The organism is Photorhabdus sp. RM96S, from assembly GCF_042879335.1.
GTDB classification, from domain to species: domain Bacteria; phylum Pseudomonadota; class Gammaproteobacteria; order Enterobacterales; family Enterobacteriaceae; genus Photorhabdus; species Photorhabdus kayaii.
This window is the reverse complement of sequence record NZ_JBHFKT010000005.1, coordinates 1-13,816: the sequence shown is the minus strand read 5'-3', so window position 1 is coordinate 13,816 and position 13,816 is coordinate 1. Positions and strand designations below refer to the sequence as shown.

At 43.3% G+C, this 13,816-nt stretch carries 14 protein-coding genes; 8 read left to right on the top strand and 6 right to left on the bottom strand.

Features of this window, described 5'->3' with window-relative positions:
* Positions 1-8: 8 nt before the first annotated feature.
* Positions 9-1,403 carry an MFS transporter gene (locus ACGF49_RS04165; protein WP_262978096.1) on the top strand — a complete coding sequence of 465 codons (1,395 nt, stop codon included), beginning with the start codon at positions 9-11 and terminating at the stop codon, positions 1,401-1,403.
* On the top strand, positions 1,400-2,749 hold the full coding sequence (locus tag ACGF49_RS04160) for an amidase (RefSeq protein ID WP_113040590.1): 1,350 nt from the start codon (positions 1,400-1,402) through the stop codon (positions 2,747-2,749). The genes ACGF49_RS04165 and ACGF49_RS04160 overlap by 4 nt, the downstream gene beginning before the upstream one ends.
* A gap of 301 nt (positions 2,750-3,050) precedes the next feature.
* Here ACGF49_RS04160 and ACGF49_RS04155 read toward each other — a convergent pair whose 3' ends face one another.
* The 3 genes from ACGF49_RS04155 to hcaR form a co-directional block, all read right to left on the bottom strand.
* Positions 3,051-3,833, bottom strand: a complete 783-nt coding sequence (locus ACGF49_RS04155; protein WP_113040589.1) for a fumarylacetoacetate hydrolase family protein — start codon at positions 3,831-3,833, stop codon at positions 3,051-3,053.
* A 69-nt stretch (positions 3,834-3,902) separates the two neighbouring features.
* Positions 3,903-4,802: an alpha/beta fold hydrolase gene (locus tag ACGF49_RS04150; RefSeq protein ID WP_271859437.1), complete on the bottom strand. Its 900-nt coding sequence runs from the start codon at positions 4,800-4,802 to the stop codon at positions 3,903-3,905.
* A 116-nt stretch (positions 4,803-4,918) separates the two neighbouring features.
* Positions 4,919-5,803, bottom strand: coding sequence for a DNA-binding transcriptional regulator HcaR (gene hcaR / locus ACGF49_RS04145; protein WP_011146455.1), 885 nt, complete (start codon positions 5,801-5,803; stop codon positions 4,919-4,921).
* A gap of 136 nt (positions 5,804-5,939) precedes the next feature.
* Between hcaR and hcaE the strand changes: the two genes are divergently transcribed.
* The 6 genes from hcaE to hcaD are packed head-to-tail and all read left to right on the top strand — an operon-like array spanning position 5,940 to position 11,113.
* Entirely contained in the window at positions 5,940-7,301 is a 1,362-nt protein-coding gene (gene hcaE, locus ACGF49_RS04140) for a 3-phenylpropionate/cinnamic acid dioxygenase subunit alpha (RefSeq protein WP_387489787.1), read from the top strand.
* Positions 7,298-7,840, top strand: a complete 543-nt coding sequence (hcaF, locus tag ACGF49_RS04135) for a 3-phenylpropionate/cinnamic acid dioxygenase subunit beta (RefSeq protein ID WP_228900449.1) — start codon at positions 7,298-7,300, stop codon at positions 7,838-7,840. The genes hcaE and hcaF overlap by 4 nt, the downstream gene beginning before the upstream one ends.
* Entirely contained in the window at positions 7,840-8,157 is a 318-nt protein-coding gene (gene hcaC / locus ACGF49_RS04130) for a 3-phenylpropionate/cinnamic acid dioxygenase ferredoxin subunit (RefSeq protein WP_011146458.1), read from the top strand. The genes hcaF and hcaC overlap by 1 nt, the downstream gene beginning before the upstream one ends.
* Positions 8,157-8,999, top strand: a complete 843-nt coding sequence (gene hcaB, locus ACGF49_RS04125; RefSeq protein ID WP_271859436.1) for a 3-phenylpropionate-dihydrodiol/cinnamic acid-dihydrodiol dehydrogenase — start codon at positions 8,157-8,159, stop codon at positions 8,997-8,999. Before hcaC ends, hcaB begins: the two co-directional genes overlap by 1 nt.
* Positions 8,989-9,942 (top strand): 3-carboxyethylcatechol 2,3-dioxygenase, encoded by a 954-nt coding sequence (locus tag ACGF49_RS04120; RefSeq protein WP_113040585.1) that lies wholly within the window; start codon positions 8,989-8,991, stop codon positions 9,940-9,942. Before hcaB ends, ACGF49_RS04120 begins: the two co-directional genes overlap by 11 nt.
* 1 nt (position 9,943) lies before the next feature.
* A complete protein-coding gene (gene hcaD, locus ACGF49_RS04115) occupies positions 9,944-11,113 on the top strand; it encodes a phenylpropionate dioxygenase ferredoxin reductase subunit (RefSeq protein WP_113040584.1) in 1,170 nt (389 codons plus the stop codon).
* Positions 11,114-11,439: 326 nt separating this feature from the next.
* Here the strand turns inward: hcaD and ACGF49_RS04110 are convergent, their stop codons facing one another.
* The 3 genes from ACGF49_RS04110 to ACGF49_RS04100 form a co-directional block, all read right to left on the bottom strand.
* Entirely contained in the window at positions 11,440-11,757 is a 318-nt protein-coding gene (locus ACGF49_RS04110) for a type II toxin-antitoxin system mRNA interferase toxin, RelE/StbE family (RefSeq protein ID WP_011146462.1), read from the bottom strand.
* Positions 11,754-12,209, bottom strand: coding sequence for a hypothetical protein (locus ACGF49_RS04105; protein WP_011144683.1), 456 nt, complete (start codon positions 12,207-12,209; stop codon positions 11,754-11,756). Before ACGF49_RS04105 ends, ACGF49_RS04110 begins: the two co-directional genes overlap by 4 nt.
* Positions 12,210-12,834: 625 nt before the next feature.
* A complete protein-coding gene (locus ACGF49_RS04100) occupies positions 12,835-13,395 on the bottom strand; it encodes an ABC transporter substrate-binding protein (protein ID WP_349010436.1) in 561 nt (186 codons plus the stop codon).
* Positions 13,396-13,816: the final 421 nt, after the last annotated feature.

Below are 13,816 nucleotides of genomic sequence, written 5' to 3'. Positions count from 1 at the left end.
GAATGCTTATGGACAACATGAAGCGTAACAAGCGTAATGTTCTGCTCGCAGCTAATATAAGTTACATACTCGTCATTCTGGATTCGTCCATAGTTAATGTAGCTTTACCGACTATTAAAGAGAGCCTTTCACTTGGTGTAACAACGTTACAATGGGTTGTAAATGCCTATCTGGTTTTATTTGCAAGTTTGTTACTATCAGGGGGAGCTCTTTGTGATCGTTTTGGTTCAAAAAGTGTTTACATTACAGGGCTTGGATTATTCACTCTCTCCTCCGCTTTGTGTGGAATTAGCAGTGAAGCCGCTATTTTATTAACCGGTCGCGTGCTTCAGGGTATTTCCGCCGCCATACTCGTACCAGGTTCACTTGCTTTGATCACTCATACCTACACAGATAAAACAGAACGAACCCGTGCCATTGCCAGCTGGGCGAGCTGGGGAGGTATCGCTCTGGTGGCGGGGCCTGTCATAGGAGGGTGGCTGACCGAATATCTGTCGTGGAGATCGATTTTCCTAGTAAATGTGCCGCTCTGCTTAGCAGGGATCTTTTTGACACTTAGGGTGCAGTCTCCAGAGCATGAACATAAAAGTTTAACTATGGATATAAAAGGCCAGCTACTTCTTTTCCTGACAATATTTCTATTTATTGCTGGTGTCATCCGGCTGAATGACTCTCCTCAAATCAATTTGAACTCAGTTATCTTGTTGTGCTTGTCTTTAATCATCATGACTGCATTCATAGTGGTAGAAAGAAGAAGTAAAGCTCCTATGCTTCCACTGGAGCTGTTCAGGCGGCCAAATTTTAGCGCTATTTCATGGATTTTCTTTTCTGGCGCTTTTTCCTTTTTTGGTGCCATGTTTATTCTGACCTTTTGGTTTCAGGATATTCAGCACCTGAGTGCAACGCAAACGGGTATGGCCCTGTTACCGCTCTCAATCAGTGTCATATTGGGAAATAAGGTCTCTGGATGGCTTGCACGCCGTTACCAGACGAGCCACATGATGATTGTTGGGGCCATGATAAGATTAGTCGGTTTCAGTGGATTACTGGTTACACAGTTCAACAATGACTATGCTTATCTTTTTGTTCCACTTGTGTTGATTGGTTTTGGTGGAGGGCTGGGATCACCAATGTCAACATCTTTATTTATGCAAAGTACTCCGAAACAGTACACTGGCGTTGCCTCAGGAGTTTCCCGTGCAACTGGTCAGATAGGTTCCGCTTTTGCCGTGGCAGTTTTTGGGCAAATGGTAAACAGTGAAAAACTCTTTATTTTAAACATGAAGTATGCGGTTATTACTATTATCATAGCCACTCTATCCATTTTGATTATCAATTTTCTTTTTGTAAAAAATGATATTGATGAATATCACAATTCTATAACACTAAAGGCAGATAAATGATGGATGAAATTATCAGTCTTTCAATTAATGAATTAGGAGAAAGAATACGGAGCGGAGTGATATCACCTGTTGAGATTTTAGGTGAGTACATGAAGCGTATTTTATGTTACGACCATAAGCTGAACGCCTTTTCAGAGATCTATGAAGCTGATGCGCGGGCCGCAGCAAAACATGCCGAACAGGAAATACGATCAGGAAATTGGCGTGGCCCTCTCCATGGCATTCCTTTTGCTGTTAAGGATTTTTTTGATCTGAAAGGTAAGGTCACTGGAGGAGGCACGAACTGTTTTAGTCAAAAAGCATATGTTACGGCACCAGTGGTAGCTACCCTCTTGAAACAGGGAATGATTCTGACAGGAAAACACAGAGCAGTAGAGCTCGGTATGGGAGTAGCGGGCATCATGGAAAATAGCCCGACGCCATTCAACCCTTGGGGACAATCACAGAAAGTTGCCCCAGGTGGCTCAAGTAATGGCTCCGCTGTAGCAGTGGCAGCCGGTCTGACACCGATAGCGCTTGTAACTGACACGGGTGGATCTGCACGTATACCCGCTGCTTGGTGTGGCGTAAGTGGGTTTCGGCCATCGATGGGCAATTTGTCATCATCAGGTATGCTTCCATTAAGCCAGACGATGGATACTGTGGGAATTATTGCCAGACATGCATCTGATATATTCATTATCTATAATCAGCTGAACCCAAATTTAGCGTATCACTCATGCATTAATAATCTGAATATTGGCATATTACCGTCAGAAGAAGAACATATTTTAGATAAGGAAACAGATTCGCATTATGCGTCATTGCTGAAAGTTTTTTCTCAAATGGGTATGGTAACTCAAAAGAAACCTTTCCCATATCCTTTATCGCAGTGCATGAAAGCTAATTCTATAATTACTGCGTTTGAGGCTTGGCAGAATTATGGATATTTGTGTAATTCACAGAACTCCCTCAGCGATACAATTAAAGTAAGATTAGAACGTGGCAAAGAGATAAAGGAGAAAGAGTATTCGGAAGCATTGATATTCTGTCGTCACGTACGGAAGATATTTTCGAATTGGTTTCAGAATGTGGATGCGTTAGTAATTCCTACAACCCCAGAACCTTCTTGGCCTATAGCTGAAAAAGATGAACATCAACCCCCAAATGACTTCACCCGTTTCGTGAACTTTGCTGACTTATGCGCGGTCTCCATCCCAACAGGATTAAACAGTCAGGGGCTACCATTTTCATTACAGATCGTATGTAACCGAAAAAAAGAAAAAAACGCCCTTGCTCTTGCGGAATTGATTGAATGCCGTATCGGTTTCAGCAATACAGAACTTAAAATACGACTCAAGACATGATGAATGTTGTCGCTGAAAACGACGAATGTGTCCGACATTCCGCACCGCATTCATAATTTGTTGTTTTAATTAAGAATTAACAAATGCATAAATTTTATACAAACGATTTTAAATCAGTATATTACAGATATAGCTGCGGAATGACAGATGTGTATTACCACGAAACTTATGAAATTATTGTTTTTAGCTTGAAATGATAATAAGCCATTTACGCCCCTGCCACTAAGTTGCCAGTAACTTTGTTGCCAATAGCTTTGGTGGGGCTTTTTATAACTCCTATTTGGAGACTAAAGCTAATTTTTCAGGCGAAACTTACCTTGGCAGATCCCACACCGAGTAAGTTAATTTTCAACTGATCACCCGTATTAACAGGCACCATTGTGGTGAGGGAGCCAGAAAGAATAATTTCTCCGCGGAGTAACGCCATATTCAGTGTTCCTAGCATATTCGCTAGCCAGGCAACCGCATTGGCTGGATGCCCTAGTGCAGCGGCACCAATGCCAGTGTCAACCAGTTTACCGTTTTTCTCTAGCGTTATTGTCACGGCAGCTAAATCAATTTCTGAGGGCAGACGGGCGCCATTGCCAATGACAAATAACCCTGATGAGGCATTATCAGCAACAGTATCTGTGATTTTTATTTTCCAGTCACGGATACGGGAATCGACAATTTCGATACAGGGCACGACATAATCTGTTGCTCTGAGTACATCTCCTGCTGTAATACCTGGTCCACACAGATTGTGTTTCAGGATAAAACCAATTTCGCCTTCAGCTTTCGGCGCAATTAATTGCTCAATGGGTACAGTGGCATTGTTTTTGTAATGCATATCTGAGGTGAGAATGCCAAAATCGGGTTGATCGACGTTCAATATATCCATAACTGCTTGGCTAGTAATCCCGATTTTTTTACCGACAATTCTCTCTCCAGTTGTTTCCAGCCGGTAAGCAATCACTTTTTGCTGGATGAGATAGGCGTCGTGCAATGTTAGTTCTGGATATTCACTAGAGATAGGATCGATGGCTTGATGACTCTGCCATGACTGAAACAATTTTTCGCCAAGATGGGTTATGACGTTATTCATCTGTTGTTGCTCCTGCTCAAACCACAGAAGTGACATTCCAACTGGAATATCACTCGTCTGAAAGGGACATTATTTGTTGCCGTTGAGTAAAAAATCGATATGGAGCCGGTTGAATGTGTCCGGGTCTTCATATTGAGGCCAGTGACCGCATTTTTCCATCACGACAAAACGGCTATTTTCGATAAGCCCGGCAAGACGCTGACCTACTGAAACCGCAGCAGTCGGATCGTGTGTAGTCCATAGCACTAGGGTTTCAGCCTGGATCTTTGCCAGTTCATCTTCGGTCAAAAGGTTACGTAAACGGGTATCCATATCTTGTAGGCACATGATGTTTTCCATTGCGGACAATATACCCGGCTGACGATAAATGGCAAAACGGGTTTCAACCAAGTCTTCTGTCACCATTGCAGGATCTTCCATCAGGAATTCAAGACGCTTGCGGGTAGCTTCCCGATCGGGGTTTTTCACTGCATTTAAGCTCAGTGTGCGCAGGCGTTCCATCACATTTGGATCAGCAATCATGCCACCGGCGGTGTTCAATACCAGACGGTGAATATATTGCGGATATTTTGCCGCAAACCGGGCTGCAACCCATCCGCCTAGCGACTCGCCAGAAAGGTGAATTTTCTTCAGATTTAATGTTTCAATAAGATCCCGTAGGTGTTCCACATAATCGATAATCTCATAGGAACGGACAGGTTTATCCGTGAAGCCATGTCCCAGCATATCAATTGCCAGTACACGAAAATGGGCAGCATGGGGCAGTATGTTGCGCATATAAGCTTCTAAATGACCTGCAATACCATGCAAGAAAATCAGAGTAGGTCCGTTACCCGCTTCAAGAACACGAGTTTTTATCCCTTTTACATTGAGATGATGTAGATGGATTTCACCGCTGGCAATGGCAGACCAAAGCGAACGTAATTCGGGCTGTATAAGTTTATGTTGAAGATTCGCTGATATTGACATAATGATATCTTCCTTATTTATTTTAAATTAATACGTTATTAATATAACGACAGCGGGTAATATTCACTAATACTTAATATGTCTAGTCTGAAAGAAAAAAACGATGATGCTTATTTTTATTCTTGCAGATATTTATTTTCAACAACATCTATTAAGTGCAATAATAATTCTGATGTGTTGTCTTTTCGCCATGCCATTATTAACTCTATTGTGGGAGAATATCCTGATAATGGCCGGCAAATAACGGCATCTGTCATGATGCTGGTAATATAGAAGGGTACTATTGCACACCCTAAATTTAGACTAACCATGTTTAAAATTAATAGCATATTATTAGCAGTTTGAATAATATTAGGTACGACATTATGTTCAGTAAAATAATTTTCTATAATCTGTTGTAATACACCAGATTGTGTTGGATCAGGAGTAATAAAATTTTCTCCTTGTAGGTCGTTGACTGAAATTTTCTCACAATATCTTAGCCTGTGATTAGCAGGCATCAGAACCACCAGCGGTTCATTAAGAATGACTTTAAAATCAATAGAATCACTCTTTATTGGCGGGCGCATGAAAGCGACATCAATGTCACCTTGTAATAATTTCTCTTCTTGTCCTGGATTAAATAAACTAATAAGTTCTACTTTTGCTCCAGGATGAGCCAAGCGAAATATTGGGATGACTTCAGGTAATACTTTAACTTCTGCTGATGGGACAAATCCGATAGTTAGCACAATTTGTTCTTGTGCCGCTCTGCGGGCCATTTTTTTTGCTTTCTCTGCATTTTCAAGAATAAGCCGGGCTTGTTGTAAAAAAACTTCTCCGGCTTTGGTTAGAGAGACTCTGCGTTTATTTCTCTCTAATAGTGTAGAACCAATATAATCTTCTAAATCTTTTATTTGTTGACTTAGCGAAGGCTGTGCAGTATGCAATTTTTTTGCGGCCTTAGTGAAGTTTAATTCTTCTGCCACCGCAATAAAATAGCGTAAGTGTCTTAATTCCATTGCTGTTTCCTCACATATCGAAAAAAAGTCTTAATTTAAACAAACAATGTATTTCACAAAATATTAATCTATTAATAGCATTCATTTTGCATGTTGGCAAAAAGTCAACTTTTCTTTTACTTGAGGACTGAATAATATGACATTGAGCAAAGATTCAGATATTTACCGCCTGATTGATGCCCGAGCCGGTCGTGTAACTCCTCAGATTTATATCGATCCCGAGCTCTATCAATTAGAACTCGAAAGAATATTTGGCCGTTGTTGGCTGTTTCTAGCTCATCAGAGCCAAATTCCCAATCCGGGTGATTTTTTCAATACTTATATGGGAGAGGACAGTGTTGTTGTTGTCCGCCAAAAAAATGGTTCCGTTAAAGCTTTCCTAAATCAATGTCGCCATCGTTCTATGCGGGTTTGTTACGCGGATAGCGGTAATACCCGTGCATTTACTTGCCCTTATCATGGTTGGTCATATGGTGTGGACGGTCGATTAATCGACGTCCCGTTGGAAGCGTGTGCCTATCCACATGGGCTTTGCAAAGAGCAATGGGGACTTCAGGAAGTGCCGTGTGTGGAAAGTTATAAGGGATTGATTTTTGGTAACTGGGATACGACGGCTCCCTCTCTGATTGATTATCTCGGTGATATGGCTTGGTATCTTGATGGTGTACTTGATCGCCGTGAAGGAGGAACTGAGGTTATTGGTGGGGTGCAAAAGTGGGTGATCAATTGTAACTGGAAATTACCCGCTGAACAGTTTGCCGGTGATCAATACCATGCTTTATTCAGCCATGCCTCCGCTGTACAGGTTTTAGGTGTAAAAGAGGGCGACAGTAACAAAGCATTAGGTTCTGGTCAGACTTCTCGGCCAGTTTGGGAAACGGCAAAAGATTCCGTGCAATTTGCTCAAAATGGTCACGGTTGTGGATTTTTCTTGACCGAAAAACCTGATGCCAACGTTTGGGTTGATGGTGCCGTTGCCCGTTACTACCGTGAAACCTATGCAGAGGCAGAGCAGCGGTTGGGAAAAGTCAGGGCACTGCGTCTTGCCGGTCACAACAATATTTTCCCGACACTTTCCTGGCTTAACGGTACTGCAACCATGCGGGTGTGGCATCCACGTGGACCTGATCAGGTGGAAGTTTGGGCGTTCTGCATCGCAGATAAAGCCGCTTCTCTGGAAGTAAAAGCCGCTTTTGAAAACAGTGCTACCCGTGCATTTGGTCCGGCAGGTTTTCTCGAACAGGATGATTCAGAAAATTGGGTGGAAATTCAGAAGGTACTTAGAGGTTACAAAGCCCGTAACAGCACCTTGTGCATGGAAATGAGATTGGGACAAGAAAGAGTGCGGGATGATGGAATTCCGGGTGTGACCAATTATGTTTTTTCCGAAACCGTTGCCCGTGGTATGTATCAGCGTTGGGCTGACTTACTCACCAGTGAAACCTGGGATGAGATAGAGGAAAAAAGCCGGGTTTATCAGCAGGAGTTGGTCAAATGAAAGAGTTAATTGTTAATCAGGAAAAAAGAGTATCGCCGGAACTGCACTATGAAATAAGCCAGTTCTTGTATTACGAAATTGCATTACTGGATGAGTGGAGATTTCGCGATTGGCTTGAGTTGTTATCAGAAGATCTCAGCTATACCATGCGTACCATTGTTAATGCCCAAACCCGCGATCGCCGTAAGAGTATCCAGCCGCCAACCACTTGGTTGTTCAATGACAATAAATTTCAGCTTGAACGCCGGATAGCTCGGTTGGAGACCGGTATGGCATGGGCAGAGGAACCCCCATCCCGTACACGTCATCTACTGACAAACTTAGTGATTACTGAAACGGATTTGCCTGACCAATTTCATGTTCAGTCCAATTATTTGCTGTACCGTTCACAAAAAGAGCGAGATGAAGCTTTTTATGTTGGTAAGCGGCTAGATTGTGTTCGCCGTAATCCAAAAACGGATAGCTGGCTGATTTGCAAACGTGAAATTACCTTGGATCAGGCAGTCTTAACTTTCCATAACTTGAGTGTCTTATTCTGATGAGTCAATTATTCGTATGTACTGTTGAAGAATTGCCCGACGGAGGAGCGCGTAAGGTTGAATACACACCGGATATTGCGTTGTTTCACTATGATGGCGAATTCTTTGCTGTTGATGACCGGTGCAGTCATGGTAATGCCTCTATATCCGAAGGGTATTTGGAAGACAATGCGACAGTTGAGTGTCCACTGCATACGGCCAGTTTTTGTCTTAGAACCGGGAAGGCACTTTGCCTTCCTGCTACAGATCCATTGAAGACCTATCCTGTTGTTGTTAAAGACGGAAACATTTATATCACTGTATCGGAGGAGCAATAATGAGTTGGATCAAAGATCAAGTCATTTTATTAACAGGCGGTGGCTCCGGTTTAGGTTTGGTTTTAATAGAGCGTTTTATTGCTGAAGGCGCCAAAGTGGGCGTTTTGGAGTTATCGGCAGAAAAAGCGACAGCTTTGGCACACTGTTTTGGTAACGATATCTGTGTTATTCACGGTGATGTTGTCTCTTTTGAGGACAATGAGCGAGCAGTGGCTGAAACTGTTCGGTGTTTTGGCAAACTAGACTGCTTTGTTGGTAATGCCGGGATATGGGATCACAAAATTAGCCTGCTTGACGCCTCACCAGAGCAGATTGATAAAGGATTTGATGAGCTGATGGGGGTTAACCTGAAAGGGTATATTCTAGGGGCTAAAGCCGCGTTACCGGCGCTAACCGCATCAGAAGGCAGCATGATTTTTACGTTGTCAAACTCGTCATGGTTTTCTGGTGGTGGAGGGGTGTTGTATACCGCCAGCAAGCACGGTGCGGTCGGCATGATCCGCCAGTTAGCTTATGAATTAGCGCCAGTTATCAGGGTTAATGGTGTTGCGCCTTGTGGTATGCCAAGTGATCTTCGTGGGGCGGCTTCACTATCTCAGCAAGATAGATGCATTACAGATAACCTGTCATTAGAAAGTCTCAGTGCAATTTTACCTTTGCAATTCATACCTCAGCCAAAAGATTTCACCGGTCCGTATGTCATGTTGGCTTCCCGTGCCAATAACCGCACTTTAACGGGGGTGATGATAACGGCTGATGCCGGATTAAGTATCCGTGGCATTCGCCAAACGACAGCGGGAGTGATGTCTCCGACCAAGAAGGAGAGTTCAGATGACCGTTAAATTGATTTGTACTTCACACACACCTTTGATGGGTTTTGGTTCTCCGCCTGAAGCGACGGAAAAGCATGTTCGGCAGGTTTTTCAGCAATTGGCTGAACAGATAAAGGACTACGATCCACAATTGATAGTGATTTTCGCTCCCGACCATTTTAATGGTTTTTTTTATGATCTCATGCCGGCATTTTGCGTTGGAGTAAGAGCGAATGCAGTGGGGGATTGGGATATTGGTAAAGGCCCACTCAATGTTCCTGAAAACACCGCGAAGGATTTAATTTCTGCCTTATATAATTCAGGGATTGATGTGGCTCACTCCTGGCGTATGCAGGTCGATCATGGCTTTACTCAGCCATTGATGCTGCTTTGCCAGAATTTACAGCGTTATCCAACTATCCCAATATTTATTAACTGTGCAGCTAAACCATTGCCGACCTGCCGTCGTGCTGTTGAGTTAGGTCGTGCAGTGGGTCAATTCCTATTCACAACAGATCAACGGGTATTGCTGTTAGGCTCTGGTGGCTTATCACATGATCCCCCGATACCACAAATGGGACAGGTTCCGCCGGAAGTTGAAGAAGGGTTGATTGCCGGGAGAAATCCGACAAAAGAAGCGCGTCAAAAACGGCAAATCCGGGTAATTAAGGTTGGAAAATCGTTGGCTCGTGGCGAGAATATCGTTGCTCCGTTGAATCCACAGTGGGATGACGAGTTATTGCGTATTTTTTGTAGTGGCGATATTCGGCGTCTTGCTTCGTTAACCGAGGGAGGAATCGCCATTCAGGGCGGGAAAGGTGGACAGGAAATTCGCTGTTGGATTGCGGCTTTTGCGGCACTTTCTATTTATGGCGAATATAAAGCGCAACGGCATTATTACCAACCTATTAAGGAGTGGCTGGCAGGGATGGCAATGGTCAGTGCTCAACCTGTCACTCAGATAGGAGCATAATATGCGGAATCAGACTTTTATTATCGTTGGAGCAGGGCAAGCGGGAGCTATGGCTGCCGCAACCTTAAGGCAGCAGCAGTTTGATGGCGATATTATTTTAATTGGTAAGGAATATCATGCGCCTTACGAGCGGCCAATTTTATCAAAAGACTATTTAATCAACCCAGAGGAAGCGCCTAAATACCTGTTCTCCGAAGATTTTTATCTGGAAAACCAGATAGATCTGCGCATAGGCCAGTTGGTCAGCCAGATTATGCCATCGAAACATTGTGTTGTTTTAGAAAATGGCGGCAAGCTCAGGTATGACAAACTCCTGCTCACTATGGGGGCAAGAGCCAGACGATTTCCGCTGCTCGATCAGCTGGGTGAAAATATTTATACCTTGAGGACGCTGGATGATGCGCAACGTTTACGCCAGGCGGTGAAAAAAGACAAACGGATTTTGATTGTTGGTGGTGGTGTGATTGGCCTGGAACTGGCGGCAACCTCTTGTGAATTGGGGGCAAACGTGACGGTTATCGAACAGGCAGATAACATCATGGGGCGTTGTGCTCCTCCATTATTGCAGGATTATCTTTTGAATCGTCATCAGGAAAAAGGGGTACAATTCTTCCTTGATACCAACATTGTTTCCGCACAAAAACAAGGGAGTGAATTAGTGCTTATATTGAACACCGGTGAAAAGGTGATCGGAGATATTATTATTTATGGTATCGGCGCTGAATTCAGGGATCAGCTTGCCGCTGATGCTGGTTTGGTGACTGATGGCGGTATCGTCATTGACAGCCGTTGCCAGACTTCTGAACCGGATATTTTTGCTGCCGGGGATGTTTGCCTTCAGAGAGAACCGCTGACAGGTGATCTACAGCGCCGTGAAACTTGGGAAAATGCTAACCGTCAGGCGACCATCGCCGCGCATGCCATGATGGGGTTGGCCCCCCCGCAGCCAGGCGCGCCGTGGTTCTGGACTGATCAATGGGGCATTAACATCCAAATGGTTGGTAACATGCAGGCTGAAGAGTGGCATATTCAGGGTGATTTGCAATCAGATAAGGCCATTTTATTTGGTACAGAAAATGAAGTTTTAGTCGGTGCTGTGGCGATTAATCAGGGAAGGGAAATGCGCAATTTACGGAAATTACTTGCTAATCCTGCGGTTGTTCCGGCGTAGTTTTATTGACAATGAATGATTTTATTATTGCCTCTGAAAAAGATTACGGTTAAAAACCGTAATCTCAGATTGCTGACGAACCCCATTTAAAAAGTGGGGTTCTGTTGATGTCAATCATATTGTTGTCGTGTGGGGGCTTTTAGTATATCGAGGTATCGATTTTCCAGTACCTCTATTAGATCAAAGACCGGCTCCCGATGGTTAGCACTTTTGTCATTAATCCGATGGGGCTATTAAGGCCCTACATGATGTTTACTGACTTCATTTTCTAGCGCTTGATTTACGAAAGCATTAATCGTCACATCTTCTTCAAATGCTACTCTTCCTCAGACTTTCCCACCAGAAACGCTCTCGCTTGACTTGGCCGGGGGCCATTGCTGGGCCGCATGGAGCACGCGCAGCACAACTACCGTACCGCTTTCATCCTTGATGCGATAGACAATCACATAATTAGGCCGCACGACGATTTCACGGGTACCGTGCACACGGCCGGGGCGGTACAGTTTAGGCCGCTGCGCAGCGAGTTCGATTTTAGCATCAAAGTCTGCGTCAAGCTCAAGCGCGGCGCTGGGGTTGTTTTGTGCGATGTAATCAAAGATACGTTCTCGATCTGCTTCCGCGATCTTTCGCCAAATGATTTTCATGCGCGACCCTGTACAATGCGTTTACGCAAGGCTTCACGTTTGGCGGCAAATTTGGCCTTGACATCAGTGTGAGGGATACCCGGTCCGGGTTCATCTATGGCTTGCTGCACCTGCTCACGAAACCACGCATCATATGCAGCAGCCTCGTGGGTACGCTTGAGCGCTTCGGCACGATCTGGCCTGCGCGTTGAGGTATTGGGGGGAGCGGGGGCGTAGTTTGATGAATCCACGTCGAAGCGGGCAATGCCAATTTTTTTAAGGTAGGAAACCAGCGTTTCGAACTTGCGGAACAGCCGCACATTGCGGCTGCGCTGTGCGGCCAGTGGTCGCTCGTGCATTCCATAGCGCACCATCACGGCCCAGCCGCCTGGCTGGCCTACGATGTGCGCTCCTTTAACGGCTCCGGCCTCCACTAGATGTGAGAGGGTGCCGTGGTCAATAGTTTCAGCCATGTTGTCACCTCGCAATTTCTAAATATTTCACAATGTAGACTACTGTAATTTATAGAGCAAATTATAGTAAATTGCAAAGCGATTTATTATTTATCACCCAATAACTGAACGGAAAACAGGCAGTTTTCCTTGCCACATAAATGCCCCACAGTTTTTTATGCTCTCGCCCATTTTCGCGGGTTGCAGAAAATGCAAATACAGTATCTAACCCCCTGACGGGCGATTGAATCGAGTCAATGAGGAAAATGGGTTGTATTAGGATTCATTATGAAAAGAACAGACCCCATTATTTTCAATGAGGTTTGTCAGCGGTCTGAGATTACGGTTAAAAACCGTAATCTTTATTTTAATCTTACAAACATCTCTTATTAATGATTAATAACATAGAGATCTTTCGATGACATAAGACCAAGTGGACTGATATAATATCCGCCAATATAAGGTTTTATTAATTTGGCACTAACATAGTAATAAATAGGAATTGACGGGACATCTTTTGTAAGAATATCTTGTGCTTGCTGGAAATATTCTATGTTGTTTGTTGCTTTGGCTTTACTGATCAGATCATCATAAATATCATTATGATATAATGATGTATTATTAGAACTATTGGTGACAAAATTATTTAAAAACGAAGCATATTTAAAAAATAGGATAGCGGTTGCTCTAATGTTACTTCTACCGTTAAATTATCCAATGCTTTTACACCTAATTCATTGGCTTTTTTCTTACCAGCAAGAATATCTTTGGCATTTACTATATACATGTTTTCAATATAACTGCCATACGGGGATGCCATTTGGGGATCAATTAAACGTCTCCAACTAAAAACCACATCATGAGCGGTAATAGGTGAACCGTCAGACCATTTTATTCCTTCTCTTAGATGAAATACCCAGGTTTTATTATCGTTGGTTTCCCAACGGATCGCTAAATTAGGATTAAACTTACCATCATTTCCTATACTAATTAATCCACTAAAAAAGTCGTTTATAATATCAAACTCAACATCACTTTCAACTTTATGCACGTCAAGAGAAGCAGGTTCTGAGCCATTATGACGAACAATATTCTGGTTGGTTGCCAGTTGTGTACCGGGTGGAATAATTGCTGCATGAGCTAATGTCAAGCTTCCAAGCACAATTCCTGTGAATAAGGATATGTTTTTTATTGTTTTTTTCATCATGATTTCTCCAGTAATAACGCGTTTTTTCAGATTGATACTACAAATTGGGCAATACCCGATATTATTTCTTCTGTAAATGGGATTTTAGTTTTAAATTTAATGGAACAAAGACGTACGCGAATGGTATTCGGCCAGATCCTATGGTTGTATTCAATAGTCAGAGCTTCCTGTTTATGACTTGTTCTACCAAGAGGAATGAGTAGTGGTCAAGCATATTCACATGTTTATAACTGTAACTAAACGGCTATAACTTGGCTTCGTCCCATGAATTTTTTGTAAATACTCAATTGACAGAACTCTGATCAACTTCCAGGGCACGAGCATACTTTGACTGCTATTCATCCAAAGAAAACTCTTGCCCGATAATCATCGCACCAACCCGCTTTTTTAAGCTTGTTCCTTTGGCTCGGTGCCCCGCAAT

What these genes read in the sequence shown, in the direction of transcription:
- hcaR (WP_011146455.1), bottom strand. Translation starts at nt 5,803, where the DNA reads ATGGAATTAAGACACTTACGCTATTTTATTGCGGTGGCAGAAGAATTA.
- ACGF49_RS04165 (WP_262978096.1), top strand. Translation starts at nt 9, where the DNA reads ATGGACAACATGAAGCGTAACAAGCGTAATGTTCTGCTCGCAGCTAAT.
- hcaF (WP_228900449.1), top strand. Translation starts at nt 7,298, where the DNA reads ATGAAAGAGTTAATTGTTAATCAGGAAAAAAGAGTATCGCCGGAACTG.
- ACGF49_RS04110 (WP_011146462.1), bottom strand. Translation starts at nt 11,757, where the DNA reads ATGAAAATCATTTGGCGAAAGATCGCGGAAGCAGATCGAGAACGTATC.
- hcaD (WP_113040584.1), top strand. Translation starts at nt 9,944, where the DNA reads ATGCGGAATCAGACTTTTATTATCGTTGGAGCAGGGCAAGCGGGAGCT.
- ACGF49_RS04155 (WP_113040589.1), bottom strand. Translation starts at nt 3,833, where the DNA reads ATGAATAACGTCATAACCCATCTTGGCGAAAAATTGTTTCAGTCATGG.
- hcaE (WP_387489787.1), top strand. Translation starts at nt 5,940, where the DNA reads ATGACATTGAGCAAAGATTCAGATATTTACCGCCTGATTGATGCCCGA.
- ACGF49_RS04120 (WP_113040585.1), top strand. Translation starts at nt 8,989, where the DNA reads ATGACCGTTAAATTGATTTGTACTTCACACACACCTTTGATGGGTTTT.
- hcaC (WP_011146458.1), top strand. Translation starts at nt 7,840, where the DNA reads ATGAGTCAATTATTCGTATGTACTGTTGAAGAATTGCCCGACGGAGGA.
- ACGF49_RS04100 (WP_349010436.1), bottom strand. Translation starts at nt 13,395, where the DNA reads ATGATGAAAAAAACAATAAAAAACATATCCTTATTCACAGGAATTGTG.
- ACGF49_RS04150 (WP_271859437.1), bottom strand. Translation starts at nt 4,802, where the DNA reads ATGTCAATATCAGCGAATCTTCAACATAAACTTATACAGCCCGAATTA.
- ACGF49_RS04160 (WP_113040590.1), top strand. Translation starts at nt 1,400, where the DNA reads ATGATGGATGAAATTATCAGTCTTTCAATTAATGAATTAGGAGAAAGA.
- hcaB (WP_271859436.1), top strand. Translation starts at nt 8,157, where the DNA reads ATGAGTTGGATCAAAGATCAAGTCATTTTATTAACAGGCGGTGGCTCC.
- ACGF49_RS04105 (WP_011144683.1), bottom strand. Translation starts at nt 12,209, where the DNA reads ATGGCTGAAACTATTGACCACGGCACCCTCTCACATCTAGTGGAGGCC.